The organism is Streptomyces sp. NPDC058257, assembly GCF_042881845.1.
In the GTDB taxonomy this organism is placed as follows: domain Bacteria; phylum Actinomycetota; class Actinomycetes; order Streptomycetales; family Streptomycetaceae; genus Streptomyces.
The window spans coordinates 419,430-446,251 of sequence record NZ_JBHVXJ010000003.1 but is presented as its reverse complement, the minus strand read 5'-3'; the positions used below and the strand labels follow the sequence as shown (position 1 = coordinate 446,251).

At 69.1% G+C, this 26,822-nt stretch carries 24 protein-coding genes; 15 read left to right on the top strand and 9 right to left on the bottom strand.

Annotated features, from left to right (window positions below):
* Positions 1-40 precede the first annotated feature (40 nt).
* On the bottom strand, positions 41-1,252 hold the full coding sequence (locus tag ACFVXC_RS11015; RefSeq protein ID WP_389903864.1) for a pyridoxal phosphate-dependent aminotransferase: 1,212 nt from the start codon (positions 1,250-1,252) through the stop codon (positions 41-43).
* A 255-nt stretch (positions 1,253-1,507) separates the two neighbouring features.
* On the opposite strand from ACFVXC_RS11015, the gene ACFVXC_RS11010 reads away from it, so the two are divergent.
* Positions 1,508-2,398 (top strand): serine protease, encoded by an 891-nt coding sequence (locus ACFVXC_RS11010; protein WP_389903862.1) that lies wholly within the window; start codon positions 1,508-1,510, stop codon positions 2,396-2,398.
* A 137-nt stretch (positions 2,399-2,535) separates the two neighbouring features.
* Positions 2,536-3,378, top strand: a complete 843-nt coding sequence (locus tag ACFVXC_RS11005) for a trypsin-like serine peptidase (RefSeq protein WP_389903861.1) — start codon at positions 2,536-2,538, stop codon at positions 3,376-3,378.
* A 104-nt stretch (positions 3,379-3,482) separates the two neighbouring features.
* Here the strand turns inward: ACFVXC_RS11005 and ACFVXC_RS11000 are convergent, their stop codons facing one another.
* The 4 genes from ACFVXC_RS11000 to ACFVXC_RS10985 form a co-directional block, all read right to left on the bottom strand.
* A complete protein-coding gene (locus tag ACFVXC_RS11000) occupies positions 3,483-4,907 on the bottom strand; it encodes an FG-GAP-like repeat-containing protein (protein WP_389903860.1) in 1,425 nt (474 codons plus the stop codon).
* 45 nt (positions 4,908-4,952) lie between these two features.
* Complete coding sequence (locus ACFVXC_RS10995; RefSeq protein ID WP_389903857.1) at positions 4,953-5,882, bottom strand: hypothetical protein; 930 nt, start codon at positions 5,880-5,882, stop codon at positions 4,953-4,955.
* 185 nt (positions 5,883-6,067) lie between these two features.
* The gene (locus ACFVXC_RS10990; protein WP_389903853.1) at positions 6,068-6,331 is read right to left on the bottom strand and encodes a DUF397 domain-containing protein; all 264 of its coding nucleotides are present in this window, start codon (positions 6,329-6,331) and stop codon (positions 6,068-6,070) included.
* Complete coding sequence (locus ACFVXC_RS10985; protein ID WP_389903851.1) at positions 6,328-7,143, bottom strand: helix-turn-helix domain-containing protein; 816 nt, start codon at positions 7,141-7,143, stop codon at positions 6,328-6,330. The genes ACFVXC_RS10990 and ACFVXC_RS10985 overlap by 4 nt, the downstream gene beginning before the upstream one ends.
* A gap of 139 nt (positions 7,144-7,282) precedes the next feature.
* Here ACFVXC_RS10985 and ACFVXC_RS10980 point away from each other — a divergent pair, with 139 nt between their 5' ends.
* Entirely contained in the window at positions 7,283-7,729 is a 447-nt protein-coding gene (locus tag ACFVXC_RS10980) for an ATP-binding protein (RefSeq protein ID WP_389903849.1), read from the top strand.
* 55 nt (positions 7,730-7,784) lie between these two features.
* Entirely contained in the window at positions 7,785-8,396 is a 612-nt protein-coding gene (locus tag ACFVXC_RS10975; RefSeq protein WP_389903847.1) for a hypothetical protein, read from the top strand.
* Between the two features lie 41 nt (positions 8,397-8,437).
* Here ACFVXC_RS10975 and ACFVXC_RS10970 read toward each other — a convergent pair whose 3' ends face one another.
* The gene (locus ACFVXC_RS10970; protein WP_389903846.1) at positions 8,438-10,099 is read right to left on the bottom strand and encodes an amidohydrolase family protein; all 1,662 of its coding nucleotides are present in this window, start codon (positions 10,097-10,099) and stop codon (positions 8,438-8,440) included.
* A gap of 195 nt (positions 10,100-10,294) precedes the next feature.
* Positions 10,295-11,602: an amino acid deaminase gene (locus ACFVXC_RS10965; RefSeq protein WP_389903843.1), complete on the bottom strand. Its 1,308-nt coding sequence runs from the start codon at positions 11,600-11,602 to the stop codon at positions 10,295-10,297.
* Positions 11,603-11,795: 193 nt separating this feature from the next.
* Between ACFVXC_RS10965 and ACFVXC_RS10960 the strand changes: the two genes are divergently transcribed.
* From ACFVXC_RS10960 to ACFVXC_RS10945, 4 genes are all read left to right on the top strand, one after another.
* A complete protein-coding gene (locus ACFVXC_RS10960; protein ID WP_389904433.1) occupies positions 11,796-12,851 on the top strand; it encodes a sugar kinase in 1,056 nt (351 codons plus the stop codon).
* Positions 12,848-13,606: an IclR family transcriptional regulator gene (locus tag ACFVXC_RS10955; RefSeq protein WP_389903841.1), complete on the top strand. Its 759-nt coding sequence runs from the start codon at positions 12,848-12,850 to the stop codon at positions 13,604-13,606. The genes ACFVXC_RS10960 and ACFVXC_RS10955 overlap by 4 nt, the downstream gene beginning before the upstream one ends.
* A 7-nt stretch (positions 13,607-13,613) precedes the next feature.
* Positions 13,614-14,027 carry a RidA family protein gene (locus ACFVXC_RS10950; RefSeq protein WP_383282350.1) on the top strand — a complete coding sequence of 138 codons (414 nt, stop codon included), beginning with the start codon at positions 13,614-13,616 and terminating at the stop codon, positions 14,025-14,027.
* A 123-nt stretch (positions 14,028-14,150) separates the two neighbouring features.
* Positions 14,151-15,641, top strand: a complete 1,491-nt coding sequence (locus tag ACFVXC_RS10945) for a GntP family permease (protein ID WP_389903839.1) — start codon at positions 14,151-14,153, stop codon at positions 15,639-15,641.
* A 162-nt stretch (positions 15,642-15,803) separates the two neighbouring features.
* Here ACFVXC_RS10945 and ACFVXC_RS10940 read toward each other — a convergent pair whose 3' ends face one another.
* Positions 15,804-17,156, bottom strand: a complete 1,353-nt coding sequence (locus ACFVXC_RS10940) for a M14 family metallopeptidase (protein ID WP_389903836.1) — start codon at positions 17,154-17,156, stop codon at positions 15,804-15,806.
* 184 nt (positions 17,157-17,340) lie between these two features.
* Here ACFVXC_RS10940 and ACFVXC_RS10935 point away from each other — a divergent pair, with 184 nt between their 5' ends.
* Positions 17,341-18,717 carry an Nramp family divalent metal transporter gene (locus ACFVXC_RS10935; protein ID WP_389903834.1) on the top strand — a complete coding sequence of 459 codons (1,377 nt, stop codon included), beginning with the start codon at positions 17,341-17,343 and terminating at the stop codon, positions 18,715-18,717.
* A 143-nt stretch (positions 18,718-18,860) separates the two neighbouring features.
* On the opposite strand, the gene ACFVXC_RS10930 is transcribed toward ACFVXC_RS10935, so the two are convergent.
* Entirely contained in the window at positions 18,861-19,874 is a 1,014-nt protein-coding gene (locus tag ACFVXC_RS10930; RefSeq protein WP_389903831.1) for a chitinase, read from the bottom strand.
* 247 nt (positions 19,875-20,121) lie between these two features.
* Between ACFVXC_RS10930 and ACFVXC_RS10925 the strand changes: the two genes are divergently transcribed.
* From ACFVXC_RS10925 to ACFVXC_RS10900, 6 genes are all read left to right on the top strand, one after another.
* Positions 20,122-21,033, top strand: coding sequence for a hypothetical protein (locus ACFVXC_RS10925; RefSeq protein WP_389903830.1), 912 nt, complete (start codon positions 20,122-20,124; stop codon positions 21,031-21,033).
* A 93-nt stretch (positions 21,034-21,126) separates the two neighbouring features.
* Positions 21,127-21,840: a Flp pilus assembly protein CpaB gene (gene cpaB / locus ACFVXC_RS10920; protein ID WP_389903827.1), complete on the top strand. Its 714-nt coding sequence runs from the start codon at positions 21,127-21,129 to the stop codon at positions 21,838-21,840.
* A 242-nt stretch (positions 21,841-22,082) separates the two neighbouring features.
* The gene (locus ACFVXC_RS10915; RefSeq protein WP_389903824.1) at positions 22,083-23,699 is read left to right on the top strand and encodes a CpaE family protein; all 1,617 of its coding nucleotides are present in this window, start codon (positions 22,083-22,085) and stop codon (positions 23,697-23,699) included.
* Between the two features lie 344 nt (positions 23,700-24,043).
* Entirely contained in the window at positions 24,044-24,373 is a 330-nt protein-coding gene (locus ACFVXC_RS10910; protein WP_389903822.1) for a TadE/TadG family type IV pilus assembly protein, read from the top strand.
* Positions 24,374-24,383: 10 nt separating this feature from the next.
* Positions 24,384-25,742 carry a CpaF family protein gene (locus ACFVXC_RS10905; RefSeq protein ID WP_389903820.1) on the top strand — a complete coding sequence of 453 codons (1,359 nt, stop codon included), beginning with the start codon at positions 24,384-24,386 and terminating at the stop codon, positions 25,740-25,742.
* A 100-nt stretch (positions 25,743-25,842) separates the two neighbouring features.
* Positions 25,843-26,787: a type II secretion system F family protein gene (locus ACFVXC_RS10900; protein ID WP_389903818.1), complete on the top strand. Its 945-nt coding sequence runs from the start codon at positions 25,843-25,845 to the stop codon at positions 26,785-26,787.
* The last annotated feature ends 35 nt before the right edge of the window (positions 26,788-26,822 follow it).

The window sequence follows — 26,822 nt, the reverse complement described above, 5'->3', positions numbered from 1 at the left end:
TCTAAAGTTGAGCGCGGTCGTTCTGTGTGAGCGTGAGGTCCTAGGGCTGGCTGTAGCCGTCCAGGAAGTTGCCGATCCGGGTGACGGCCTCGGTCAGGTCCGTCGTCGTGGGCAGCGTGACGACCCGGAAGTGGTCCGGTTCCGGCCAGTTGAAGCCGGTGCCGTGGACGACCATGATCTTCTCGGTGCGGAGCAGGTCGAGGACCATCTGGCGGTCGTCCTTGATCTTGAAGACCTTCGGGTCGAGCCGCGGGAAGAGGTAGAGCGACCCCTTGGGCTTCACACAGCTCACGCCGGGGATCTGGGTGAGCAGGTCGTACGCGGTGTCGCGCTGCTCCACGAGTCGGCCGCCCGGAAGCACGAGGTCGTTGATGGTCTGCCGCCCGCTCAGTGCGGCGACCACGCCGTGCTGACCCGGCATGTTCGCGCACAGGCGCATGTTGGCGAGGATCGTCAGGCCCTCGATGTACGAGGACGCGTGCGCCTTCGGCCCCGAGATGGCCACCCAGCCGACGCGGTAACCGGCCACCCGGTAGGCCTTCGACATGCCGTTGAAGGTGAGGGTGAGGAGGTCGGGGGCGACGGCGGCGGTGGGGGTGTGGACCGCGTCGTCGTAGAGGATCTTGTCGTAGATCTCGTCCGAGCAGACCAGGAGGTTGTGGCGCCGCGCGATGTCGGTCAGGCCGCGCAGCATCTCCTCGCTGTACACGGCGCCCGTCGGGTTGTTCGGGTTGATGATCACGAGCGCCTTGGTGCGGTCGGTCACCTTGCGCTCGATGTCGGCGAGGTCCGGCATCCAGTCCGCCTGCTCGTCGCAGCGGTAGTGCACGGCGGTGCCGCCGGAGAGCGAGACCGCGGCCGTCCACAGCGGATAGTCCGGCGCGGGTACGAGGACCTCGTCGCCGTCGTCGAGCAGACCCTGCATGGCCATGACGATGAGCTCGGAGACGCCGTTGCCGATGAAGACGTGCTCGACGTCGGTCTCGATGCCCAGGGTCTGGTTGTGCATGACCACCGCGCGGCGGGCGGCGAGCAGCCCCTTCGCGTCTCCATAGCCGTGCGCGTCGCCGACGTTGCGCAGGACGTCCTCAAGGATCTCGGGCGGGCACTCGAACCCGAAGGCCGCGGGGTTGCCGGTGTTGAGCTTCAGGATGCGGTGGCCCGCCGCTTCCAGCCGCATCGCCTCCTCGAGCACCGGGCCCCGGATCTCGTAACAGACGTTGGCGAGCTTCGTCGACTGGATGACCTGCATGTCCGCGAGCTTACGGCCGCGTAACGAGACCCGCCTCGTGTTTTCCGCCACGTCGGGGACGGGACGGTGCCGTACGTGGCATTCGGGTGCGTTCGGGTGCGTCCGTGTGTCCGGGTGCGTTCGGGCCCGTCCGGGTGTCCTGTCAGCGGTCAGTTGTGTCCGTATGCGGTCTTGTCCTCGCGCCCGGCAGCCCCAACAATGCGCATGACAAAACCGAATCACCTTCGGTCACATGGTCAACGGAGGGGACCCCACATGAAGAAGCCTCTCGTCGGCGCGATCTTCGCCGTGGCGCTCATCGGCGCGACGGCGGCACCCGCGACGGCTGTCAGCGACGCCGCGCGGACGCCCGCCAAGCAGCAGACGCAGCAGACGCAGCAGACCAAGCAGAAGCCCGTGAAGGCGAAGGCCAAGGCGGTCAACTTCGCGGGCACGGTGGCGCTGAGCAACTGTTCCGGCTCCGTCGTCCGTGTACCGAACTCGCAGCCCGGCGACCCGGCACTCGTGATGTCCAACGGCCACTGCCTGGAGAGCGGCTTCCCGGGCCCCGGTCAGGTCATCGTCGACAAGCCGTCGTCGCGGAGCTTCACGCTCCTCAACTCCAGTGGCGGCAACGCCGGAACGGTCAAGGCGAGCAAGATCGCCTACGGGACGATGACGGACACGGACGTCTCGCTCTACCAGCTCACCAGCACGTACAGCCAGATCGAGAGCAAGTTCGGCATCAAGGCCCTTGAGCTGAACGCGGCGCACCCGGAGAAGGGGAAGGCGATCACCGTCGTCTCCGGCTACTGGAAGAAGATGTACAAGTGCAGCGTCGACGGCTTCGCGTACCGCCTCAAGGAGGGGAGCTGGACCTGGAAGGACTCGGTCCGCTACACCTCCGCCTGCCAGACGATCGGCGGCACCTCGGGCTCTCCGGTGGTCGATGACGCGACCGGCAAGGTCGTCGCCGTCAACAACACCGGCAACGAGAGCGGCGAGCGGTGCACGGACAACAACCCGTGCGAGGTCGACGAGAACGGCAAGGTGACGGTCCGCGAGGGCATCAACTACGCCCAGCAGACGTACGGCATCGTGCCGTGCGTGGCGGCCGGCAACAAGATCGACCTGAACCGCGCAGGCTGCACCCTCCCCAAGCCGTAGCGGCGGCACGCTGCTTCGGTCGGCCCATTGCGGAAAAGTCTCACCTCGTCCTCTGGTGGCCTGGGCCGTTGCCGGGAGGAGGTGGGACTTTTCCGCAATCGGGAGTCATACAGGGCACAGCTACAAGGGGGCACCACATGAAGAAGGCTCTCGCGGGCGGGTTACTCGCCCTCACCCTCGTAGGATTCGGCTCCGCGCCGTCGGCGCAGGCGGCAGGGGAGGCCGCGGCGAAAGGCGTCGACTTCGCGGGGACCGTCGCGCTCAGCAACTGCTCCGGCTCCGTCGTCCGTATGCCTCAGTCGAAGGCGGACGATCCCGCGCTCGTCCTCTCCAACGGCCACTGTCTGGAGAGCGGGTTCCCGACGGCGGGCGAGGTCATCGTCGACCAGCCGTCCACCCGCACCTTCAAGCTGCTCGACGCCAAGGGCGCGGAGAAGGCGACGCTCACGGCGAGCAAGGTCTCGTACGCGACGATGACCGACACCGACATCTCGCTGTACCAACTCACCACCAGCTACGGCGACATCAAGAAGAAGTACGGCATCAAGGCGCTGGAGATCGACGACGCCCATCCGGTCAAGGGGCGGGACATCACGGTCGTCTCCGGGTACTGGAAGAAGACGTACACCTGCAAGATCGACGGGTTCGTGTACCGGCTCAAGGAGGGCGAGTGGACCTGGAAGGACTCGGTCCGCTACACCCCCGCCTGCCAGACGATCGGCGGCACGTCGGGGTCACCGGTGATCGACCACAGGACCGGCAAGGTGACCGCCGTCAACAACACGGGCAACGAGGCGGGCGAGCGCTGCACCCTCGACAACCCCTGTGAGGTCGACCGGCACGGCAACGTGACGGTCCGCAAGGACATCAACTACGCGCAGGAGACGTACGGGATCGTGCCGTGTGTCGGGCACGACAGCAAGATCGACCTCGGCCGCAAGGGCTGCAAGCTGCCGCGTCCGGCCGCTGCTCGGAGGTAGCGGGTTCGCGGTTCGCCCTCCCGGCGTACTTGGCCTCCCTCCCCGTCGGTGACGGGGAGGGAGGCCGTTTCTCGGCCGAGTCCCGGTCGAGTGACAGCCAAGCCTTAGTCGAGCAGCGTCTCGCCGAACCGCGAGCCGCTCGCGAGGCCGAAGTCGGCCGAGCTGAGGGACTTGGAGCCGGAACCGGTGAGGCCGGACGACGTGCCCGGAAGGGTCCACAGGCCACCGCTGCGGTCGTTCTCGAAGGAGGCTGTCACCGCGAGATCGCCCTTGCCGTTCTTGTCGTAGTCGGCGATCCGGACCTGCGCACCGAAGAGGTCCCCGGCCTCGGCGGCGCCCGGAACTCCGGTGGAGTCCTGGGAGATGCGTACGACCCCGGACTGCGAGACACCGGAGGCGGAACCGCGGAACACGGTCACGTCACCGGCGTTGTCCAGGTCGCCGAGCTGTTCGCCGTTGGCGCCGACCACCAGTTCGGCCTTGCCGTCGCCGGTGATGTCACCGATCGCCACCGAGGCGCCCCAGTTGTCGCCGTCCTCGTTGGCACCGGGCACACCGGTGCTGTTCTGGTGCAGGGTCACCGGCTCGCCGAAGCCCGTCAGGCTGCCGTAGCGGACGGTGACATAGCCGGAACCGTTGCTGGGGTCGTCGACGGAGAAGAACTCGGGCCAGGTCAGGGAAGAGGCCATGTCGTCGAAGCCGTCGCCGTTGATGTCACCGAGGGCGACGGCGGTGTCTCCGTCGTCCACGCGCTGGATCCGGTTCGGGCGGCCCTCCTGGCCCGTGAAGATGTCAGTGCCCGGACGTCCGTTGCCGGCATCGCCGGTCACGGCCAGATCGTCCCTGCCGTCCCCGTTGACATCGCCCACGGCGGCCTCCGTGTACCGGAGACCCGCACCGGGGACCGACAGGGTGTACGCGGGGGCAGGCTTGCTCTCCCGGGCGAAGCCGCCCTTGTAGACGACGGCCGCGCCGGGCTCGATCACCGCGAGGTCCGCGCCGCTGTCGCCGGTGAAGTCCCCCACCGCGACGTCGTAGCCGTGGGCCTGCCACTTCTCCGGATTCTCCACGGTGGTCGTGGTGCTGGTGGTGAACGGCTTGGTGCCGCCCCACAGGATGGTGACGCTGCCCTGGCCCTCGTAGTCCCCGACGTCCTCGCCGTCGGCACCCACGACGAGATCCGCGTATCCATCGCCGTCCAGGTCACCGGCGGCGATCGAACTTCCGAAATTGTCACTGTCCTCCGGCGTACCCGGCACTCCCGCGGAACTCTGCGTGAGAGCGGCCTTGTCGGTGGTCAGACCGTCGGCCGCCCCGAAGGCCACGACCACCTCACCCGCGGCCTCCGCCCCGCCGACGGTCTTGTACGGCGCGCCGACCGCGATGTCACGGTGCCCGTCACCGTTGAAGTCGTCGGCGAGCTTGGCAGGAGCAGCGGCGGCCGACGCCACCGGACCGACGACGAACAGACCGCCGGTCAGCGCGGTGACGGCCGCGGCTGCGACAACGGTGCGGAAGGGCAGGGGCATGAAGGTTCACTCCTTGGAGCTGTGCTGGACGGTGCCATAGACACTTCAAGGAGTCGAAGAGTTGTACGAGGCGGGCGGAAGGCTGGTACGGCTTCTGAGTGCCGCCGCGCGAAGACGTACCTCGTGGGGCGGCAGTACGGTGGCGGGGCCCTGCGCCAGTGCGGTTCCGCCGCCTTGCCCCCGGCAGCCCTTGCAGAGCCCGTCCGGCAGCCTTTCGGGGAGGCCCGGCAGACCGCAGCCCGTGCACTCCACGAGGACCTGACGCCGTGCGGCGGCGAGCTGCGGCGGCAGCTTGTCGCGCAGCCTGCGGCGGACGAAGGCTCCGGGGGAGTGCACCTGCTCCGGCAGCCCGGCGGTGAGGGCGCGCAGCATCCGCTCCGGGGTGGTCCCGCGCGTCAGCCACTGCGAGGCGAGCTCTTCGAGAGCGGCGCATTCGGCTGCCGAGAGCGTCAGCCGGTTGTCGGCCGCCCCGAGCCGGGCGAGCGCGTCGTACGCCTCCGAACGCACTTCCCGCGCCATCGGATCAGTGGCGGTATCCGTATCCGTATCCGTATCCGTATCCGTATCCGTATCCGTATCCGTATCCGGTACGTCGCCGGTCAGGAACCGTGCCCACCACTCGACGTCCCGGGCCGTGCGGCTGAAGTACGTGCGGAACACCCACTGGGTCAGCGCGTCACCGAGCGGTACGCGCACGCGCCGGTAATGACCAGCGGCTGTCAGGGAGTTCAACGCCGTCTGTACGGCTTGCTGGCCGTAGCGGGGCTGCTCCCTGGCGAGGGTCTTGATGTCGATCGCGGCGCCTTCGGGCAGCCGGTCGATGTACGCGGCGAGGTAGGCCTCGCGTACGGGGAGGTGGTCGAAGTCGCTCGCGCGGCGCGGCCCTTGGCCGGACACGGAATGCTTGCCGTAGCCGGGCTTGGCCTGGGGGTGAGCGGGGACGGGCAGGGCAGAGTTAGGCTCTTCAATAGCCACGAGATCGCTCCTACGATCTTGAAGGTCAGACCCCGGTTTGGTGTTGGTAGCACCGGCCGGGGTCGTTCGTTATGCGAACGCTAGAGCTTCGCGACGGTACGTGGCAAGCCGGTCACGAAAAGTCATCTTCCGTGGCGAGCGAGGCACTTGGGAGGGCGGGTGGGTTGAGACCCACCGCCCATTCCTCAGAAAAGGCGCTCGGATCCCGCGTCCCGGAGCTCGGCCGTGAACTGGGCCCATGCGGTGGCGGGGATGGTGAAGGTGGGGCCGGTTTCGCCGAGCTTTGAGTCGCGGATGTGGATGGTGTGGGGGCAGGTGGCTATCTCTACGCAGTTGCCGCCCTGGCTGTCGCTGTAGCTGGACTTGTGCCATTCCAGGGCTACTTCGATGCAGTTGCTGCCCTCGCTATCGCTGTAGCTGGACTTGAACCAGGCAAGCTGGTTGCTCATAGCTCCTCCGCCAGTCTCCTGATGAACTCCGCCGACTCCTCAGAGCTGAGGGCCTGCATTCGGATCATGCCATGGAGCTGTGTCAGTGAACTGACCTTGCCTGGATCGGCGTAGAGGGCGCTGGTCTCCTGTCCTTCGATGTAAGCGTAATGCTCGTGGTCGGGGGTTTCCAGCAGTGCCAGCGAACCATTGAGTGCGAGGGCCGGGCAGCTTCCCGCCGGTAGAACCTGTACTGAAACGTTCCGCAACTCAAGCGCCTCCCAGAGGCTTTGCAGCTGCCGCTTCATGGCCTCCCGGCCGCCCACCATGGTCCGCAACGCAGCCTCGTACACCACGAAACCGAAGACCACGGACGGTCGCGCCCGCAGCGCCTCCTGCCTGCGTAGCCTCGCGTTCACCCGCTCCTCGACGGTCTCGTCGTCCAGCGGCGGACAGCTCTCGCTGATCAGCGCCCGTGCGTATTCCTCGGTCTGCAACAAGCCGGGGATCAGCAGCGGCTCGTACGAATGGATGGCGATGGCCTCGGCCTCCGCCTGCATGAATTCCTGCGACCGCGCCGGAAACGGCTCCGGCTTCAGATAGTCCTGCGCCGACAGCAACAGCCCGTGCGCATCGCACATCTCGTCCGCGATCTGGAGCAGCCGGAGCGTCGGCTTGCGGCGGCCGTTCTCCATCGACTTCACGTACTCGTAGTGATAGCCGGTCTCTTTGCACAGCTCCTCACGGGTAGTGCCCGCCTGTTCCCGCCACCGCTTGACCTGGTTGCCGCAGTAACGCCAGGCCATCGGCGGCTGGGAGTTCACCTCGGTCATGGTGCGGGCTCCTCTGGTGCACTGTGGGTACGGTTACGTTCTGTACCCGCGTCGATACTCCAGAAGGCTATGCCCGGCCCGGCAGCGTATGAGGCATGGAACGCACAACTTCACCTCGCCGGGAGAGATTGAGTGGCGGATGCCGCGCGATCCGCGCAGCGTCGGCAGGGCGCGGTGGCTGCTGGCCGAGCAGGCACGGGCCTGGAAGGTCCCGGACGACGTGGTGGACGTGGCCGTACTGCTGCTCAGCGAGCTGGTGACCAACGCCGTACGGCACGGGCGGGCCCCGGCGGGGCGTGAGGTCGGGGTGCGGTGCGTGCTGGACGGGGACGTCTTCCGGGTGGAGGTGGCGGACGCGAGTGACGTGCTGCCGTGTCCGAGGGATGCGGGGCCGGACGACGAGTCGGGGCGTGGCCTCGCCCTGGTGGAGCTGCTGGCCGACGCGTGGGGGTCGTACCCCCGGCCGTACGGGATCGGCAAGACGGTGTGGATCGAGCTGGCGCTGCCCCCGACGGGAAGTAGCGGCTGTCACGACCTGCCGCAACCGGACGGGCCGCCACCCGGTGACGCCGGGCCCCGTCGGTGAGACGTTGCCCGCGCACTTGCCGCCGGACGGACCGGCGGGAGGCGAAGGGGACACCATGACCAAGATGATCGGGCATGTGGAGTACGCGAACGACGAGACAGAAGCGACGGACCTGCTCTCGGAGTACAGCGAGTCGGTCGACCTTCCCTGGGGGCTGATCCCGCAGCGCAAGCGCGAAGCCTCCGTCCGCATCGCCACCTACGAGGACAAGAACAACGGACTGGCGGCGGCCAAGAAGACCATCGATGACGACGTGAGCGAACAGCGGCGCGCTGAGCGGGTGGCGGAACGCAAGGCGGAGATCGAGAAGCAGGCCGATTCCCTGGTGAAGGCGGTCGGAGTGAAGAGCGGGGCAGGCTTGCTCCTCGACCTGTGCAGGCACCACTACGAGCAGGCCAACCATCCCAACTTCACCTTCGGTTCGGGCATGACGGAGTCCGAGTACGCCTACTTCCGGCAGGAGTGGGAGGACGCCTCCGAGTTGACCGCAGAGCGCTACGACCAGTTCACGAAGCTCTACGCGACCGCCATCCAGGACAAGGAGGCCCTCGGCAAGGGCCAGGTCGGGGACACGCTGGCCACGCGCGGACGGCAGGGCAACGTGTTCGTGACCATCGCGGGCGCGAAGTTCAACGCCCACATCGACATCAAGGGCAAGAAGAAGTGAGGGAGTGGGGGAGTAGGGGAGCAGGGGAGTAGCGGCGGGGCTTACGGGGTGCGGCGCACGGCACGTCCCGCGAGGATGTCCGTGCGTCGCCCGTCCTCGATCACGGACTTGCCGTCGATCAGGACGTGCGGGATGCCGGTCGGGAGGGTGCGGGGAGCGTCGAAGGTGGAGCCCGCGGCGACCGTCTCCGGGTCGAAGAGGACCAGGTCGGCGCGGTAGCCCTCGCGGACGATGCCCCGGTCGGGCAGCCGGAGGCGGGCCGCGGGGCGCGACGTGAGGTGGGCGACGCACTCTTCGAGGGTGAGGACGCCGAGTTCGCGTACGTAGCGGCCGAGGTACTGCGGGAACGTGCCGTACGCGCGCGGGTGCGGCTTGAATCCCTGAAGGATGCCGTCGCTGCCGCCGGTGTGTACGGGGTGACGCATGATTGCCTGGACGTTCTCCTCGTGGCCGACGTGCTGGAGGATCGTCGAGCCCAGCTTGTCGTTGATGAGGAGACGGCGTGCGGTGATCCAGGGCTCCTCGCCGCGCTGGGTGGCGGACTCGGCGATCGTCTTGCCCACGCAGGAGGCGAGACCGGGGTCGGAGACGCCGGAGATCTCGATCCTGTCCCACTCGATCGGTACGCCGTGACAGCCGTCGGCGCCGATGACCTCCATGTGGTGGCGGATCTTCTCGGCGGTCGCGTCGTCCTGGAGCCGGGCGAGGATCGAGTCGGGCCCGCCCTCGCTCGCCCAGCTCGGCAGCATGGCGACGAGGGTCGTGCAGCCGGGGGTGTAGGGGTACGTGTCGAGCGTGATGTCCGCGCCGTTCGCGAGCGCGGTGTCGAGGAGGGCGAGCAGGTCGGGCGCCTTGCCCTTGTTCACGCCGAAGTTCATGGTGGCGTGCGCGAGGTGGAGGGGGCAGTTCGCGGTGCGCGTGAGGTCGACCATCTCCTCGTACGCCTGGAGGGCGCCTGCGCCGTAACTGCGGTGGTGGGGGCAGTAGTAGCCGTTGAACTGGGCCACCACCTTGCAGAGCTCGGTGAGTTCGGAGTCGTCGGCGTACATGCCGGGGGTGTAGGTGAGCCCGGAGGACATGCCCACGGCGCCCTGCTCCATCCCCTCCGCGACGAGCTGCTTCATACGCTCGACCTCGGCGGGGGTCGCCGGGCGGTCGTCCCAGCCGACCGCGTACATGCGGACGGTGCCCTGGGGGATGAGGTAGGCCGCGTTGACGGCGATGCCCTGGCCGCCGTGGGAGCGGTCGAGGCGGTCCAGGTACTCGCCGACCGTGCGCCAGTCGAAGTCGACGTCACTGCCGTCGCCGTTCCAGCCGGTGATGGCCTGGCGGACCTGGGCGAGGGTGCGGTCGTCCACGGGGGCGTAGCTGAGACCGTCCTGGCCGATGACCTCCAGGGTGACGCCCTGGGCGGCCTTCGCGCTGTGGTCCGGGTCGCGCAGGAGGGCGAGGTCGCTGTGGGCGTGCATGTCGATGAAACCGGGCGCTAGCGCTAGGCCTTGGGCGTCTACTGTCTTGGCCCCCGTGAGCCGGGGGCCTTCGCCCTCCCTGCGGATCTCGGTGATCCGTCCCTCCTGTACGCCGACGTCGGCTCGGTACGAGGCACCTCCGGTGCCGTCGATGACGCGTGCGTCCCGGATCACCAGGTCCATGGGGGTGCCTCTCCGTGTCTGCCGCTTGGCTGCGGCTGCGTTGTGGTGCACCCGGCCTCCGGCCGGGTTGTGGCTCCCACCCGCACCACCCGTGCGGGCCACCGTCGGCGACTGTCCCGTGCGGGGTCCTCGGGCGGCGGTCTTTGGTCTGTTCGCCCACCCTGCGATGCGGGGTGCTCGGGCGGGTGGGCGGGAGACACCCGCCGCGGAGCGGCGGTTCAGGAATCCGCACCCCCCGACCGAAGGTCAGAAGTACGTCCGGACGTAATCCACGACCGTTCCGTCGCCCTCGACCAGGGGAATCAGCTGCCACTTGTCGAACGACGTGCAGGGGTGCGAAAGCCCGAGGCCCACCCAGTCGCCCACGGCGAGATCCGCCTCCGGGGTCGTCCGGACCCACCCGTGCTGGTCGGAGAGGCCCGTCACCGTGACCCCCGTCGCGGGCCGGTCGACCCCGTCCCGGTGGACGACCTGCGCCTCGGGCAGGTCGATGTCGTAAGCGGCGTCCCGCTTGCCCGCGTTCGTGAACGCCTGCTCCGACGTCGGCCGGGACACCACCTGCGTCCAGAGCCGGAAGGCGGGATGCAGCGCGCCCTCGTCCGGGACGCGGTTGAAAGGCGTCAGGTGACGGTAGTGACCGTCGTCGTGCGAGACGTACGCCCCGGAGCGGAGCAACTTCAGAACGGGAAGCGAGAGTTCGGGAATCTCGGCGAAGACATTGGCCACCGCGTCGAACCACGCGCTGCCGCCCGCACTGACGACGACCTCGTCCAGATCCGCGAACCGGTTCGCCTTGTCGAACTCCACGAGCAGGGAGGTCAGCCGGCGCAGCCACGCCTCGACCCGCTCGGACGTCGCGTCCGGCACCTCGCCCTCGTACCCGGCGAGGCCCACCAGACGCAGCGTGTCCGCGGCCGCGACCGCGTTGGCGATCTCGACGCACTCGTCCTCGGTACGCACGCCGGTGCGCGCCCCGTCGCCCGCGCCGAGCTCCACCACGACGTCGACGGGACGCGTCGCGCCCGCCGCGCGCAGAGCGGCGTCCATCAGGGCGACGCCGGGTACGGAGTCGACGTAGCAGATGAAGCGGAACGCGGGGTCCGCGTCCAGCTCGCCCGCGATCCAGCGCAGCGCCGCCGCGTCCACCAGCTCATTGGCGAGGAAGATCCGATCCACCCCGAAGGCCCGCGCGACCCGCACCTGGTGCGGCACGGCGAGGGTGATGCCCCACGCGCCGCGCTCCAGCTGACGCGCGAAGAGCTGCGGCGCCATGGAGGTCTTGCCGTGCGGGGCGAAGGCGAGGCCGTGCCGTTCGGAGTACGTCTCCATCAGCGCGAGGTTGTGTTCGAGGCGCTCGGCGGAGAGGGCGAGGACGGGGGTGGTGAAGCCGTCCGTGAAGAGGTTCCGGCGCTGGGCCGCGAGCTCGCCGACCGTCAGCCCCTGCGCGTCCGGCGGGAGGCCCTTGAAGCGGTGGTCGACCCGCTCTCGGGTGAGCCGGTCGAGCTCCTGGGCCAGACGTCCGTCGGTGCGGTCGGCTGCGCTGTCGGCGGCCATGGCGCCTCCTCGAAAAGGTGCGTTGCATAATGCGCAACGGTCATTGCGTATGTCGCTTACTGCTGTCTAACATCCGAGCCAACGCCGGGTCAACGGATCCGGACGGTCGGCCAGGACGGCAACAGGACAGCAAGGGGTTGGAGCGGACGTGTCGAAGGTGACCGCAGGTGGAGTGTCGGGCGGCGTGGACGTCATGGACGTCGTGGCGCTCGGTGAGTCCATGGTCACGTTCCTGCCCACACGCGCCGGCCGCCTCGCCGACGTACCCTCCTTCGACCGCGGAATCGGCGGCGCCGAGTCGAACGTCGCCTGCGCGCTCGCCGCGGCGGGGCACCGCGCCCGCTGGGTCAGCCGCGTCGGCGCCGACGGCTTCGGCGACCACCTCGTCGAGGCGATCGCGCGCTACGGAGTGGACACCAGCGCCGTGCGCCGCGACCCGCACTGCCCCACCGGCATCTACTTCCGCACCGCCGACGACCGCGACACCGACGCCCACGAGGTCCTCTACTACCGCGCGGGATCCGCCGCCTCCGCGATGTCCCCCGACCCGGACAGCGTCGACCACACGGCGCTCGCCGCCGCCCGGATCCTGCACCTCTCCGGCATCACGGCCGCCCTCTCCGCCGACTGCCTGGCGCTCCTGCGCGAGCTGACCGCACGCCGCCCCGGCCGCCCCCTGGTGTCGTTCGACGTGAACTACCGCCCGGGTCTGTGGAGCGGTGGAGCGAGCGACGCGCCCCGTGTCCTCCTCGACATCGCCCGCGGCGCCGACCTCGTCTTCGTCGGCGAGGACGAGGCCGCCGACGCGTGGGGCGTCACCGGCGGCCCCGAAGCCATCCGCGCCGCGCTCCCCGAGCCCGCGACCCTGGTCGTCAAGCAGGGCAGCCACGGCGCCACCATCCATACCCACGGGGAGCCCGCCGTCTTCCAGGCGGCGCTCAAGGTCGACGTCGTCGCCCCCGTGGGCGCCGGTGACGCCTTCGCCGCCGGGTTCCTCTCGGCCACCCTGCGCGGACTCCCCGCCGACCAGCGCCTGCGCCACGGCCACCTCATGGCGGCCGCCGCGCTCACCGTCCCCGGCGACCTCGCCACGCCTCCCGCGAGGCAGGACGCCGACCGTCTCGCCGCACTGGACGCCGACGCCTGGGGCACACTTCGTCTCGGCCCCGGCTGGACGGACGGCACCCCCGTCGAGCCCGTGGCCGATGTCCCCGTGAACACTGAGGCCAAGGAGGAGGCACGTACATGAGTCAGACCGTAGACCGCGCCCTGTCCATCCTGCCGCTGCTCGCCGAGGGCCCCGCCGACCTCGGCCAGGTCGCCGAGCGCCTCGAAGTGCACAAGTCCACCGCCCTGCGGCTGCTTCGCACACTCCACGAACACGGCTTGGTCTACCGCCAGTCCGACCAGCGCTACCGCCTCGGCGCCCGCCTCTTCGCGCTCGCCCAGGAGGCCGTCGAGAACCTCGACGTACGCGAGATCGCGCACCCCCACCTCCTCGCCCTCAACGAGAAGTGCGGCCACACGGTCCACCTCGCGGTCTACGAGGAGCAGGAAGTCCTCTACATCGACAAGGTCGAGAGCCGCTACCCGGTGCGGATGTACTCGCGCATCGGGAAGCCGGTGGCGATCACGGTCGCCGCCGTCGCCAAGCTGCTGATCTCCGACTTTCCCGAGGCCGAGCGCCGCGCCGTCGCGGAGAAGCTCGACTACCCCACGTACACGTCCCGTTCGACGCCCAACGCCGCCGCGTTCCTCAAGGAGCTCAGCGCCGTGCGCGAACAGGGCTGGGCCACCGACCTCGGTGGTCACGAGGAGTCCATCAACTGCATCGGGGCCCCCATCCGCGGTGCGGACGGCCGGGTCGTCGCCGCCATGTCGGTCTCCGCGCCGAATGTCGTCGTCACCGCCGACGAACTCCTCACGCTGCTCCCGCTGGTGCGCCGTACGGCGGACGCCATCAGCCGGGAGTACTCCGGCAAGTCACCCCTCAAGGAAGCCTGAGCACGTCATGACCACCGAGAAGACCGGCCTCACCCCGGCCACCCACACCACCCCGCCCGCGAAGTTCTCCCACGGCGTCAAGAAGGGCAACATCCTTCAGGTCGCCGGTCAGGTCGGCTTCCTGCCGGCAGAGGAGGGCAAGGCCCCCACCCCCGCGGGCCCCACCCTGCGCGAGCAGACCCTCCAGACGTTCGCCAACGTCAAGGCCATCCTCGAAGAGGGCGGCGCGACCTGGGACGACGTGATGATGATGCGCGTCTACCTCACGGACGTGGACCACTTCGCCGAGATGAACAAGATCTACAACGAGTACTTCGAGGAGCAGGGCCTCAAGGCCCCCGCCTCCGCCCGCACCACGGTCTACGTCGGCCTCCCGGCGGGCCTGCTCATCGAGATCGACGCGCTCGCCGTCCTGGGCTGATCCGCCCGGCGTTCCGAGCATCCCGCAAGCCGTACGTCTTCACGGCGCGGCGCCAACTCCCCCCGAGGCGCCGCGCCGTGATCCCCCCTGCCCCGAAAGCCCCATGCACTTACGAGGTCAACGATGTCCCCGTCCTCCTTCGCCGCGCTCGCGGCCGCCGCCCCCGCCGAAGAGCCATCGCACACCGGTGGCATCCTCACCCTGATCGACGGCACGGCCGGTCTGCTGACCGTCGCCGCGCTCGGCATCCTGCTTCTGCTCTTCCTGATCATCAAGGTGCGGTTGCAGCCCTTCGTGGCGCTGCTCGCGGTCTCCATAGTCGTCGGCCTCTCGGCCGGTCTCTCCGTCACCGAACTCTTCGGCACGGTCCAGAAGTCCGACGTGGTCTCGGTCATCGAGTCCGGCATGGGCGGCATCCTCGGCCATGTGGCGATCATCATCGGCCTCGGCACGATGCTCGGCGCGATCCTTGAGGTGTCGGGCGGCGCGGAGGTCCTCGCCTCACGTCTCCTGGGCCTCTTCGGTGAGAAGCGGGCGCCCCTGGCGATGGGCCTGACGGGCCTGATCTTCGGTATCCCGGTCTTCTTCGACGTCGGCATCTTCGTCCTCGCGCCGATCGTGTACGCCGCCGCCAAGCGCAGCGGCAAGTCGATCCTGATCTACTGCCTGCCCCTGCTCGCGGGCCTCTCGATGACCCACGCGTTCCTGCCCCCGCACCCGGGCCCGGTGGCGGCGGCCGGTCTGCTCAAGGTGGACCTCGGCTGGGTCATCCTGATGGGCATCGTCTGCGGCATCCCGGCCGTCATCGCGGCCTGGGTCTACTCCGCGTGGATCGGCAAGCGCATCTTCGTGCCCGTCCCGCAGGACATGGTCGAAGCAGCCGACGAGGCGAAGGCGGCGGTCGTCGCCGAGCAGCGCGCCGCGGGCGTGCAGCCGAGCGAGAAGCCGGTGCCGCTGGGCATCGTGTTCGCGATCATCGGAACGCCGCTGTTCCTGATCCTCCTCGCGACCTTCTCCTCCATCGCCTTCGACCCCTCGACCCCGCGCAGCGTCATCGAGTTCTTCGGCAGCCCCTTCGTCGCCCTGACGATCGCCCTGCTGATGGCGTACTACCTGCTCGGCATCCGGCGCGGCTGGTCGCGCAAGTCCCTGGAGACGGTCTCGACCTCGTCCCTGAAGCCGGTCGGCAACATCCTGCTCGTGGTCGGCGCGGGCGGCATCTTCGGCGCGGTCCTCAAGGCGAGCGGCGTGGCCGGCGCCCTCTCGGACACCTTCCAGGACGTGGGCCTGCCCATCATCGTCCTCGCCTACCTGCTCTCCCTGGTGCTCCGCGTCGCCCAGGGCTCGGCGACGGTCGCGATCGTGACGACGGCGGGCATCGTGGCCCCGCTCCTCTCCGAGGGCGACCACTCGCAGGCGTTCGTCGCCCTGGTCATCATGGCGATCTCGGCGGGCTCGATCTTCGCCTCGCACGTGAACGACGGCGGTTTCTGGATGGTGTCGAAGTACTTCGGCATCTCGGAGCGGGACACGCTCAAGACGTGGACGGTCCTTGAGTCGGTGCTCTCCCTCGCCGGGTTCGCGATGGCGGCCGTGGTGAGTCTGTTCGTCTAGCGCGAGCCGCCCGGCGCGAGTCGCCCGGCGCGAGTCGTCCGGCGCGAGTCGTCCGGCGCGAGTCGTCCGGTGCGAGATCTCCTGCTCGTACTTCTCCTGCTCGTACTTCTCCTGCTCGTACTTCTCAGGGGCCGCCCTCCGGCGGCCCCTGAACCGGCCTGCTCAACCGGTGCAGTACTGCTGCTCCTTGCCGATGGAGCGGTACATGCAGTCCGCGTTCTCCAGGAGTTGCAGCACCGCGTCCCTGTTGCGGTTCGTCTCCCGCTCGATCACCTCGTCGGGCGGGTAGAAGCCGCCGCCGCCCGCGGACGACGGGTACATCTCGAAGGTGTAGCTGAAGATCTTCTGGTTGCCCCAGAGCCAGTCGTCGATGGTGCCGTCGGTGATGTAGAGGTCGCTGGACTGCTCGGGCGTGTAGCCGTTGCTCGCGGCCATCTTGGTGCCGACGGCGGCGTGGGCGTCGCGGTCGTCCTTGGTCAGGCCGGGGCCCGTGTCGTTGTACGTGTAGCCGTAGGGCCACAGGACCAGTTCGCTGTACGTGTGGAAGTCGATACCGGCCTTGATCTGCTGCTTGCCTCCGACGACGCGGCTGCGCACGAAGTCGGCGACCACCTTCACCTCGGGGGCGGACTCGCCCGCCTTGCCCCGGTAGGTCTCCGAACCGGTGGAGCTCGATGAGCCGCCGCAGCAGCCCCACTTGTAGTTCCAGTTGCGGTTCAGGTCGGTGCCGACGTTCGACGAACCGCTGTTGGGCTGGCGGTTCTTGCGCCAGCTGCGGTAGGAGCCGGTCGCGATGTCGTACTCGCCGCCGTCCGGGTTCATGTCCGGCACGATCCAGATCTCGCGCTCGTCGACCATCTTCTTGATGCGCGCGTCCGTGCCGTAGTCGTCGCCGAGTTCGCGCATCAGGTACAGCGCCATCTCGACGGTCAGGTGCTCGCGGGCGTGCTGGTGGTGGGTGAAGAGGACCTCGGGCTCGGCCTCGTCGGTCGAGACGTTGTCGCTGATCTTGATGGCGATGATGTCCCGGCCCGAGTAGGACTTGCCGATGACCTTCTTGCTCATCAGGGTCGGATGGGCCGCGATGCGCTGGTCGATCTCCGCGTTCATCTCGGCGTAGTTGTGGTACTTCGCGTCGGCGGGCGGGAAGTCCTTGGCCTCGACCGGCAGGCCGTTCGTACGCCTTGGTGGCCCGGCCAGGGCCTTGAGCTCGTAGCCCGCGTCCCGTAGCCGGGCCGCCTCGCCGCCGTCGGCGGAGACGACCACCGCGCGGGCGTCGACCTCGTCGATGGTGACGCCGGTGCGGGCGAGCGCGGTGCGCGCGGCCTTGTCGTCGCCGAGGGGGATCTCGTACTGGCGCGTTTCGTCGTCGGTCGCCGCCGGGGCCGTGTCGCGCGATGCGGTCCGGCGGTCGGTGGAGTCGGGTGACGCGTTGGCGGTGATGGGCGCCGCCACGGCGAGGGCCAAGAGGACTGCGAGGGCGGCGGGTCTTCTGCCGCGTATGCGAAGCCGCATGAAGTCTCCTGAGGGGTGGGGGGTGGTTCAGTGCGACGCGTGCGGTGCGGAGTACGGAGTGCGGGGTTGCGGGGTGTGCGGTGCGGGTTGCGCGGCCCCATCGTGGAGGCATGGCATGCTCCGGTCAACGCTGTCTTCGGCCAACCCCTTGTGTCACGCGCCGCCATGCGGTTTCTTGATCGGCATGGCTGAAACGACAGGCAGTGACGCTGCCACCGGAGATGCGGCGCCCCGGCTCCGCAAGCCGAGCTGGAAGTACATCGGCCCAGGCATCGTCGTCGCCGCTACCGGCGTCGGCGCGGGTGACCTCGTCGCGACACTGATCGCGGGCAGCAAATTCGGCTACACGCTCATGTGGGCCGCGATCATCGGCTGTCTGGTGAAGATCTCGCTCGCCGAGGCGACGGGCCGCTGGCACCTGGCCACCGGGCGCACCCTCTTCGAGGGCTGGCGCAGCCTCGGGCAGTGGACCACCTGGTACTTCGCGATCTACGTCGTCATCTGGGGCTTCGTCTACGGTGCCACGGCGATGTCGTCGAGCGCCCTGCCGCTCGTCGCGCTCTTCCCGGACGGGCCGAGCCTGAAGGTCTGGGCGATCCTCTGCGGCGTGCTCGGTCTCGCCTTCGTCTGGTTCAACCGGTACGCCGTCTTCGAGAAGGTCATGACGATCGTCATCGGCATGAAGTTCCTGATCGTCGTGTACGTCGCCATCCGCGTCGCCCCTGACCTCGGCAACGCCTTCGCGGGCCTGGTGCCCGCCCTGCCGGACGGTTCGCTGCTCTACACGCTCGGCCTGATCGGCGGCGTCGGCGGCACCATCACCATGGCCGCGTACGGGTACTGGGTGAACTCCAAGGGCTGGACCGACATCAGCTGGCTGAGGGTCATGCGGCTCGACAACCGCGTCGCGTACATCACGACCGGCGTCTTCGTCGTCGCGATGATGATCATCGGCGCCGAGCTCCTGCACTCCACGAACATCGCGCTCACCTCCGGCGACCGGGGCCTCATCGACCTCGGCAACGTCCTGGAGGACAAGTTCGGCGCGGTCACCGCGAACCTCTTCCTGATCGGCTTCTTCGCCACATCCTTCGGGGCCCTGATGGGCGTGTGGCACGGAGTGAGCCTGATGTTCGCGGACTTCGTGGAGCGGTTGAAGCGCGAGCGTGACGCGTCGGGCACTGAGAAGGCCGCCGAGAAGGCCGCTGAGAGGGCCACTGAGACGGCCACCGGGGGCGGTCAGGGCGCTGACGAGATGGTCAAGGAGGTGGCGGCGGGCAAGCGGGAGAAGTCGGTCCCCTTCCGGGCGTACCTGCTCTGGCTCACCTTCCCGCCGATGGGCCTGCTCTTCCTCGACCAGCCGTTCGGCCTGGTCGTCGCCTACGGCGTGCTCGGCGCGTTCTTCATGCCGTTCCTCGCGCTCACGCTGCTCTGGCTGCTCAACACCTCCCGTACGCCCAAGGAATGGCGCAACGGTCTGCTGAGCAACGTGATGCTCGCGGCGGCCGGTCTGCTCTTCCTCGTCCTGTGCGTGCAGCAGGTGCGCGACCTGCCCTGGTAGCGGGCGAGCCGGGCCGATGGAGCAGCAGCGCCGCCGGGGGAGCGGCGGCGCTGCGGTCGTGGCGGGGCGAATGCCCGTTTACGACAGGCCGTTATGACAGGGCGTCACGACCAACCGTCACGACAGGGCGTCACGACAAACCGTCACGACAGGCCGTGGACGTGCGGGCCCACCGCCTTGGACCAGGAACTGCCGTCGGCCGCGTCCCAGTTCGTCGACCAGGCCATCGCGCCCCGGATGTCGGGGTACGTCTTGGACGGTTTGAAGGAACCACAGCTGGTGCCCTTCGCCAGGCAGTCGAGCGCCTGGTTCACGACGGACGGCGAGACATAGCCGCCGCCCGCCGCCTTCGAGGAGGCCGGTACGCCTATGCCGACCTGCGACGGCGAGAGGCCGCCCTCAAGCTGGATGCAGGCGAGCGCGGTGAGGAAGTCGACAGTTCCCTGGCTGTATACCTTGCCGTCGCAGCCAAGCATCGAACCGCTGTTGTAGTACTGCATGTTGACGACCGTGAGAATGTCCTTCACGGCGAGCGCCGTCTTGAAGTACTCGTTCGACGTCGACTGCATGTCGACCGTCTGCGGCGCCATGGTCAGGACGAACCCGGAACCGGCCTTTCCGGCGAGGGACTTCAGCGCCTGCGCCATGTAATCCGAGTGGAGCCCGTTCTCCAGATCGATGTCGACGCCGTCGAAGCCGTACTCCTGCATGAGTTTGTACGCCGAGTCGGCGAAGGCGGTCGCGGACGCCGAGTCGCTGACCGACACCGCGCCCTTCTCGCCGCCGACCGAGAGGATCACGGACTTCCCGGCCGCCTTCTTGGCCTTGATGTCGGCCTTGAACTGATCGACCGTGTATCCGCCGAGCCCGGCCGAGTCGAGATGGAAGGCAAGCTCGCCTGGCGTGCTCGTCGCGTCCGCGAACGAGACCGCGATGATGTCGTATTCGTCCTGTACGTCGCTCAGCTTCTGCACCGTGGCGCCATTGTCGAAGTTCTGCCAGTAGCCGGTCACCGCGTGCTTGGGCACTGCGCGGTTCGCGGCTTCGGCGTTGTCGGCGCCGCCGGTCAGCAGGCCGGTGAGCGCCAGGGCGAGTGCCGTTGCCAGACCGATGACCGACCCTGCCTTCCTGCGTGTACTGCCGCGTACGTGATCCACTTCTGCCTCCGGTGGGGGGAGTTGGGGCATGCGGAGAGCTCTCACTTGCTCGTACAACCTCGTACGACCTGGTCCAGTGGTCGTACAAGCTGGTCCAGACCAATTGAGTTGTCAAGACCTCTGGCATCACCCGGACCCCGGCAGTCCGGCCAACCTCAATGTGAACAGTGGGAAGTTGGGTGTTGAGGTGGCACTGACCTGGATATGGTGCTGAGGCAGAAGTGCACGAAGCCAGGGGGGTGTACGCATGCCGACCGCCATAGCCGTCACAGGCCCCGACCTGGTGCTGCCGTCGCCCGACCGGCACACCCCGTCCGCGGCCGTCCTCCAGAGCGCCGTCCAGTCGTCACGGACGTACTCCCTGGACCAGGCGCTGACCGAGATGCACACGCTCATCGAGCACCACGGCTATGTGATCGTTCTCTGCCCCGCGTCGGCGCCGCCCGCCGTCGTGCAGCGCATGCACGCGATCCGCTCCGTCCTGGAGAGCGACCGCATCGCGATCCTCCGCCCCGACCTGCCGCCGCTCGGCCTCGCGGTCCTCGCGCTCCAGCTCCGCCAGCTGTCGATCTGCGACTTCAGCCCCGGCGTACTCGCGTCGGCGTCCCGGCTCCTCTCCCACTACATCTACGCGGGCGCCCTGCTCGGCTCGGTGGCGAAGCTGGACCGCGTCCCGGTCACTCTCCAGTCGCACGCCAAGTCATGGGTGCCCGGAGCCCAGTTCGCCGTCCTCGCGACCCCGCGCCCGCAGCTGATCAAGGTGGCGGGTGACGCGACGCTCCCCGGCCCCGGCTTCGGCACGAAGATGCTGTACGCGACCGGGCAGCTGGCGTCGGACTGGGTCACCGGGACGCTCGCCCCGGCATGGCGGACGCAGGGGGTGACGGAGGCGCGCCTGCCGGGTGAGTCCGCGCGCTGGTGGGCGACGGGCAAGCTCGTCGAGTTCGCCGCGGCGATCCCCGACATCTCCGTGCTCTATCAACTGGTGTCGTCCGTCAGGCGGGACGACTGCCACTGGTGCGGACTGGAACTCATCGGCGACCGCTGCGGCTTCTGCGCCGCGCCACTGCCGCCGCCTCCTGAACGGGCGGCACCCGCTTCGGCCGCCGCCTCTCCCACTGCCTCCGCCGTACGTGCGCTGCCGCGAGGCGGGACGTAGGGCCCGGCCCGGTTGGGTACGAACCCGAACTGAACACGCACCACACCGATCACTGTCCGTAGCCATCCGCACCCGATCGAGGTAGTCCGGTTCATGAACTCACGCCAGCGCCGCGGCGTCATCCTGCTGGTCCTGTCGGTCCTGGCCGCGTTCGGCGCGTTCGCGGGCGTCCTGTCGGTGATCCGGGACGTGAACTCGAAGGTGGGGCCCGAGGTGGCCGCGTACAAGCTGAAGGGGGACATCGCCCCCTACAAGGAACTGAGCGCGGACCAGTTCGAGAAGGTCGAGATGCCGGAGCGCTGGCTCTCGGACAACGCGGTCACCGACCTCCGCCAGGTGCGCGGCAAGATCGCGGTGACGGAGCTGCGGAAGGGTTCGCTGCTCCAGACGGACATGATCGTCAACCGTCCCGAACTCGACCCGGGGCAGCAGGAGATCGCGATCATGATCGATGCGGCGACCGGCGTCGCGGGCAAGATCACGCCGGGCGCGACGGTGAACATCTACGCCACCTTCAAGGGCGAGACCGACAACGCCAAGGACCAGTCGAAGGTCATCGTCGAGTCCGCGAAGGTGATCGACGTGGGCAAGCTGACGGCGCTCGACCCGGAGCAGGACGACCGCAGCAGCCGGCGTACGGCGACGGAGGCCGTGCCGATCACGTTCGCCCTCGACACGGCGGACGCGCAGCGCGTCGCGTACGCGGAGTCGTTCGCCACGCATGTGCGGCTCGCCCTCGTCGGACAGGGCGAGGAGAGCGCCATCCCGCGGGGTGACAGGACTTACACACTCGACGAGGACAAGTAGGGGGCCCCGCGGATGAGGCGACGCACGTCTGTACCGCCGCAGCGCGGCGGATCTCCGCCCGCCCTCCCGAGCACTCCGCGCTGCCGGGAGCTCGGGAGGGTGGGCGGGGAGAGTCTGTCCGTCCGGGAAGTGACGCGGGGCGCCCGGACGCGTGGGCGGGAAAGGCCTGTTCGTCAGCACCTACCGCCGAGCGGGCATGAACGGGGCATCCGCCCCGGTGCCGATGACCCCGGGAGCGTCGTATGACAACCCGCATCCTCCCCGCCGTAGGGGACATGGACGCAGCCCGAGCCCTCTCGACGCTGATCGGGCAACTGCCGGAGGCCGAGCCCGCCCTCCCCGTAGCGGATTCGACCGCTCTCCTCGACACCCTGGCGAGGCTCGCCGCGGAGTCCCTGGACGAGCTCCCCGAAGTGGTCCTCATCCATGAGCGCATCGGCCCCGTCCCGGCCCTGGACCTGATCCGCGACCTGGTCCTGCGCTTCCCGGCGGTCGGCGTCGTCCTGATCACCGCCGACACGAGTCCGGGCCTGCTGACCGCCGCGATGGACTCCGGCGCACGCGGCATCGTCGGCTTCCCGCTCGACTACGACGCGCTCGCCGAGCGGGTGCACGCGGCGGCGGCCTGGTCGGCGGGCATGCGCAGGCACCTCGGCAGCGCGGGCATGGAGCTCTACGCCGGGCAGGGGGAGACCCCGGGCGGCGGGCACGTCGTCGCGGTGAGCGGGGCCAAGGGAGGTGTGGGGACGACCCTCGCCACCGTGCAGCTCGCCCTCGCGGCCCGCGCCTCCGGCCGCAGCGTCGCCCTCCTCGACCTGGACCTGCAGTCCGGGGACGTCTCCTCCTACCTGGACGTACAGTTCCGCCGCTCCATCGCCGACCTCGCCACGATCACCGACATCACGCCCCGCGTCCTCCAGGACGCCGTCTACACCCACGAGACCGGCATCGGCCTCCTCCTCGCCCCCGGCGAGGGCGAACAGGGCGAGGAGATCACCGACCGGGTGGCACGCCAGACGCTCAGCGCCCTGCGCACCCGCTACGACGTCGTACTGGTCGACTGCGGTACGTACGTCACCGGCGCCAGCGCGGCCGCCATCGAACTCGCCGACCAGGCCATCCTCCTGGTCACCCCGGACGTCGTCTGCGTACGCGCCGCCAAGCGCATGGTGCGCCTGTGGGACCGGCTCCAGATCCGCAAGGCGGAGGAGACACTCACGGTCGTCAACCGCCACGGCAAGGCGGCGGACATCCAGCCCTCCCTGGTGGAACGGGTGACGGGTACGAGGGTGGCCCGTACGACCATCCCCGCGAACTTCAAGGAGCTTCAGGGTGCGGTCGACGCGGGCCGCATGCAGGACCTCGACAGCAAGTCCTCGGTGAAACAGGCGCTGTGGGCGCTGGCGGGCGAGCTGGGCCTGGTGGACCCGGCGGCGTCCGGCGGGAGCAAGCGGGGCGGCGCACTGGCGCTCCGGAAGCGGGCCGCCGGGAGCGACCGGGGCGCCGTGACTCTGGAGTTCGCAGGAATGTTCCCCCTCCTGCTCGCCGTGATGGGGCTCCTGTGGCAGTGCGCGCTGTACGGCTACACGTTCTCCCTCGCGGGCAACGCCGCGGACGAGGCGGCGCGCGCGGCGACGGCGGCGTACGCGGTGGGCGAGGGCGGAGCGGCGGCGTGCACGGCCGCCGCGAAGGAGCATCTGCCGTCGGCGTGGCAGGGCGCGACGGTGGCCTGCACGGACGACGGCGCGGTGTGGAAGGCCCACGTGGACGCGGATGTCCCGCTGTTCTTCCCCGGGATCGACACGGGCTGGTCGGTGAGCGGGGAGGCGGGCGCGGCGAAGGAGGGGGAGGACGGGTGAGGGGCTGCCACCGGCTCGCGCGCACCGCCGATCACCGGCTCCGCCGAGTTCGTCCTCGCACGCCGGGCGGGCTGGATGGCTCCGGGGGGCTCTGCTCCGGGTGGCTCTGCTCCGGGTGGCTCTGCTCCGGGTGGCTCTACTCCGGGTGGCTCTGCTCCGGGGGGCTCTGCTCCCGGGGACAAGGCCCTCGGGGACAGGGCCCCCGGGGACAGAGCCGCCGTAGGCAGAGCCCTCGGGGACAGAGCCTCCGTAGGCAGAGCCCTCGGGGACAGAGCCTCCGTAGGCAGAGCCCCCGTAGGCAAGGACAGAGAAGGAACCGCCCCTGGAACGACCAGGGCGTATCCATGCTCGAATTCGCCGGTTTCCTGCCCATCCTGCTCCTCATAGGCCTGGCCACCATCCAGCTCGGCCTGGTCGGCTACGCCGTCAACCAGGCAGGTTCCGGCGCCCGCGCGGCAGCGCGTGTCGCATCGCAGGGCGAGGGCGGCGAGGCCGCGGGCCTGGCGGCGATGGACGGCAGCCTCGACGCCCAGGTCGCCCTCAGCGGGGGCGGCACCACGACGACGGCGGAGGTCACCGTCCAAGTCCCCACCCTCCTGCCCTTCGTGGACGCCGGCTGGTCCGTCGCGAAGTCGGCCACCATGCCCAACGACGACGCCGAAGACGGGAGCTGAGAGAGAAGAAATGAGCCTCCGCGACCGCGTAGCGACCCCGAACGACCCCGGCAAGGGCGGCGGCCCCAGCCGCGACGACGGCCTCGTGGCCGTCTACCGCTCCAAGCTCCTCGAAGAGATCGACCTCGCCGAGATGTCGTCCCTCACCACGGCGGACCGCAGGGTCCGCCTGGAACGCGTCATGGGCCACATCATCAGCCGAGAGGGCCCGGTCCTCTCGACCTCGGAGCGCTCCCAGCTCATCCGCCGCGTCGTGGACGAGGCCCTGGGACTCGGCGTACTCGAACCGCTCCTCGCCGACCCCTCCATCACGGAAATCATGGTCAACGGCCCGGACTCGATCTTCGTCGAACGCGCCGGACGCGTCGAACAACTCCCGCTGCGCTTCGCGTCGAACGACCAGCTCATGCAGACCATCGAACGCATCGTCTCCACGGTCAACCGCCGCGTGGACGAGTCGAACCCGATGGTCGACGCCCGCCTGCCCACCGGCGAGCGAGTGAACGTGATCATCCCGCCGCTCGCCCTCACCGGCCCGACGCTCACCATCCGCCGCTTCCCCCGCGCGTACACGCTGCACGAGCTCATCGGCCTCGGCTCGCTCGACGAGCACATGCTGCTCCTGCTCTCCGCGTTCGTCCGGGCCCGCTTCAACATCATCGTCAGCGGCGGCACGGGCTCCGGAAAGACGACGCTCCTCAACGCGCTCTCCGGCCTCCTCCCGGCCCACGAGCGCATCATCACCATCGAGGACTCGGCCGAACTGCAACTCCAGCAGGACCACGTGATCCGCCTCGAATCCCGCCCCCCGAACGTCGAGGGCAAGGGCCAGATCACCATCCGCGACCTGGTCCGCAACAGCCTCCGTATGCGCCCCGACCGCATCATCGTCGGTGAGGTCCGAGGCGGCGAGACGCTCGACATGCTCCAGGCGATGTCGACGGGCCACGACGGCTCCCTGGCCACGGTCCACGCCAACACGGCGGAGGACGCGCTGATGCGCCTCCAGACCCTCGGTTCGATGTCGGAGGTCCAGATCCCCTTCGAGGCCCTGAAGGACCAGATCAACTCGGCGGTGGACGTGGTCGTCCAGCTGGCCAGGCACGCGGACGGCTCCCGCAAGGTCGCCGAGATCGTCCTCCTCGTCTCGCACGGCCGCGAACAGTTCCGGATCGCCCCGGCGACCCGCTTCGTGCCGAGCCAGCCGGGCGGCGGGGGATCGGACCGCCGCGTGCAGGGCTACTTCGAGCACCTGCCGCTGCCACGCTCCGTCGCGGAGCGCCTCTACTTGGCGGGCGAGCCGGTGCCGCCCGGCTTCGGCGTGACGCAGGCCATCGACGTACTGAACACACGAGAGGCGATCGGATGAGCACGAGGGCGTGTGCGCGGATGGGCACGAGGGCGTGTGTGCGGATGAGGCGGAGTACGAGGGCGCGTACGAGGGCGCGTACGAGAGAGGCCACCGTCTGATGGCGAACCAAGCCGCCCTCCTGGCTCTCGGCGCCACGATCCTGACAGGCACACTCGCCGTCGCGGGAGTCCACACGTACGCGTCGGGGCGCGCCCAGCGCCAGGCACTGGTCGACCGCCTGTCGATCGGCCCCGGCAAGGGCGACCCCGGCGGCCGGGGCCGCCGCTTCTCGGCAGTGGACCGACGCCTGCGCCGCACGCGCCTGGGCCGCTCCATCCACCTGCGCCTCTCGGCGACGGGACTGGACCTGACGGCGGGCGAGTTCTTCGTCTACGTCGTGGCGGTAGTCGCCGCGCTCTGGCTGATGGCTGCGGCGACCCTGGCCCCGTTCTTCGGCCCGATCGCGGGAATCGTGGCCATATGGAGCGCGGTGGTCTTCCTCAACTGGCAACGCCAGAAGCGGATCGAAGCGTTTATCAACCAACTCCCGGACGTAGCGCGCATCCTGGCGAACGCGACAGCGGCAGGCCTGGCGCTACGCACGTCACTGGCCATGGCGGCGGAGGAACTGGAGGCCCCCGCCGGGGAGGAACTCTCCATGGTGGCGGACCAGTTGAGCATGGGCCGCTCGATCGACGACACCCTGGGAGAACTGGCGCAACGCCTCCCGTCCCGCGAACTGATAGTCCTCGTGACGACCCTGGTGCTCTCCAACAAGGCGGGCGGCTCGGTGGTGAACTCCCTGCGGAACCTCACCCAGACCCTCGAGGACCGAAAAGAGACCCGCAGGGAGGTCCGCACGATGCTCTCGGAGGTCCACGCGACGGCGTTCACGGTCCCGCTCCTGGGCCTGGGCTCCCTGCTCCTGATCAATTCCTCCAATGAGGGCGCCCTGGCGAGGGTGACGGGCTCCCCGGTGGGACAGATGCTGATCCTGATCTCACTGGGCCTGTACGCGGTGGGCTTCTTCGTGATCAGACGCCTGGGCAAGATCGAAGTCTAGAAAACAGAGAGACGAGAAACGAGAGAAGAGACAAG

Excerpts from the sequence above, each read along its gene's own strand:
- ACFVXC_RS11015 (WP_389903864.1), bottom strand. The coding sequence starts at position 1,252 with ATGCAGGTCATCCAGTCGACGAAGCTCGCCAACGTCTGTTACGAGATC.
- ACFVXC_RS11010 (WP_389903862.1), top strand. The coding sequence starts at position 1,508 with ATGAAGAAGCCTCTCGTCGGCGCGATCTTCGCCGTGGCGCTCATCGGC.
- ACFVXC_RS11005 (WP_389903861.1), top strand. The coding sequence starts at position 2,536 with ATGAAGAAGGCTCTCGCGGGCGGGTTACTCGCCCTCACCCTCGTAGGA.
- ACFVXC_RS11000 (WP_389903860.1), bottom strand. The coding sequence starts at position 4,907 with ATGCCCCTGCCCTTCCGCACCGTTGTCGCAGCCGCGGCCGTCACCGCG.
- ACFVXC_RS10990 (WP_389903853.1), bottom strand. The coding sequence starts at position 6,331 with ATGAGCAACCAGCTTGCCTGGTTCAAGTCCAGCTACAGCGATAGCGAG.
- ACFVXC_RS10985 (WP_389903851.1), bottom strand. The coding sequence starts at position 7,143 with ATGACCGAGGTGAACTCCCAGCCGCCGATGGCCTGGCGTTACTGCGGC.
- ACFVXC_RS10980 (WP_389903849.1), top strand. The coding sequence starts at position 7,283 with ATGCCGCGCGATCCGCGCAGCGTCGGCAGGGCGCGGTGGCTGCTGGCC.
- ACFVXC_RS10975 (WP_389903847.1), top strand. The coding sequence starts at position 7,785 with ATGACCAAGATGATCGGGCATGTGGAGTACGCGAACGACGAGACAGAA.
- ACFVXC_RS10965 (WP_389903843.1), bottom strand. The coding sequence starts at position 11,602 with ATGGCCGCCGACAGCGCAGCCGACCGCACCGACGGACGTCTGGCCCAG.
- ACFVXC_RS10960 (WP_389904433.1), top strand. The coding sequence starts at position 11,796 with ATGGACGTCGTGGCGCTCGGTGAGTCCATGGTCACGTTCCTGCCCACA.
- ACFVXC_RS10955 (WP_389903841.1), top strand. The coding sequence starts at position 12,848 with ATGAGTCAGACCGTAGACCGCGCCCTGTCCATCCTGCCGCTGCTCGCC.
- ACFVXC_RS10950 (WP_383282350.1), top strand. The coding sequence starts at position 13,614 with ATGACCACCGAGAAGACCGGCCTCACCCCGGCCACCCACACCACCCCG.
- ACFVXC_RS10945 (WP_389903839.1), top strand. The coding sequence starts at position 14,151 with ATGTCCCCGTCCTCCTTCGCCGCGCTCGCGGCCGCCGCCCCCGCCGAA.
- ACFVXC_RS10940 (WP_389903836.1), bottom strand. The coding sequence starts at position 17,156 with ATGCGGCTTCGCATACGCGGCAGAAGACCCGCCGCCCTCGCAGTCCTC.
- ACFVXC_RS10935 (WP_389903834.1), top strand. The coding sequence starts at position 17,341 with ATGGCTGAAACGACAGGCAGTGACGCTGCCACCGGAGATGCGGCGCCC.
- ACFVXC_RS10925 (WP_389903830.1), top strand. The coding sequence starts at position 20,122 with ATGCCGACCGCCATAGCCGTCACAGGCCCCGACCTGGTGCTGCCGTCG.
- cpaB (WP_389903827.1), top strand. The coding sequence starts at position 21,127 with ATGAACTCACGCCAGCGCCGCGGCGTCATCCTGCTGGTCCTGTCGGTC.
- ACFVXC_RS10915 (WP_389903824.1), top strand. The coding sequence starts at position 22,083 with ATGACAACCCGCATCCTCCCCGCCGTAGGGGACATGGACGCAGCCCGA.
- ACFVXC_RS10910 (WP_389903822.1), top strand. The coding sequence starts at position 24,044 with ATGCTCGAATTCGCCGGTTTCCTGCCCATCCTGCTCCTCATAGGCCTG.
- ACFVXC_RS10905 (WP_389903820.1), top strand. The coding sequence starts at position 24,384 with ATGAGCCTCCGCGACCGCGTAGCGACCCCGAACGACCCCGGCAAGGGC.
- ACFVXC_RS10900 (WP_389903818.1), top strand. The coding sequence starts at position 25,843 with ATGGCGAACCAAGCCGCCCTCCTGGCTCTCGGCGCCACGATCCTGACA.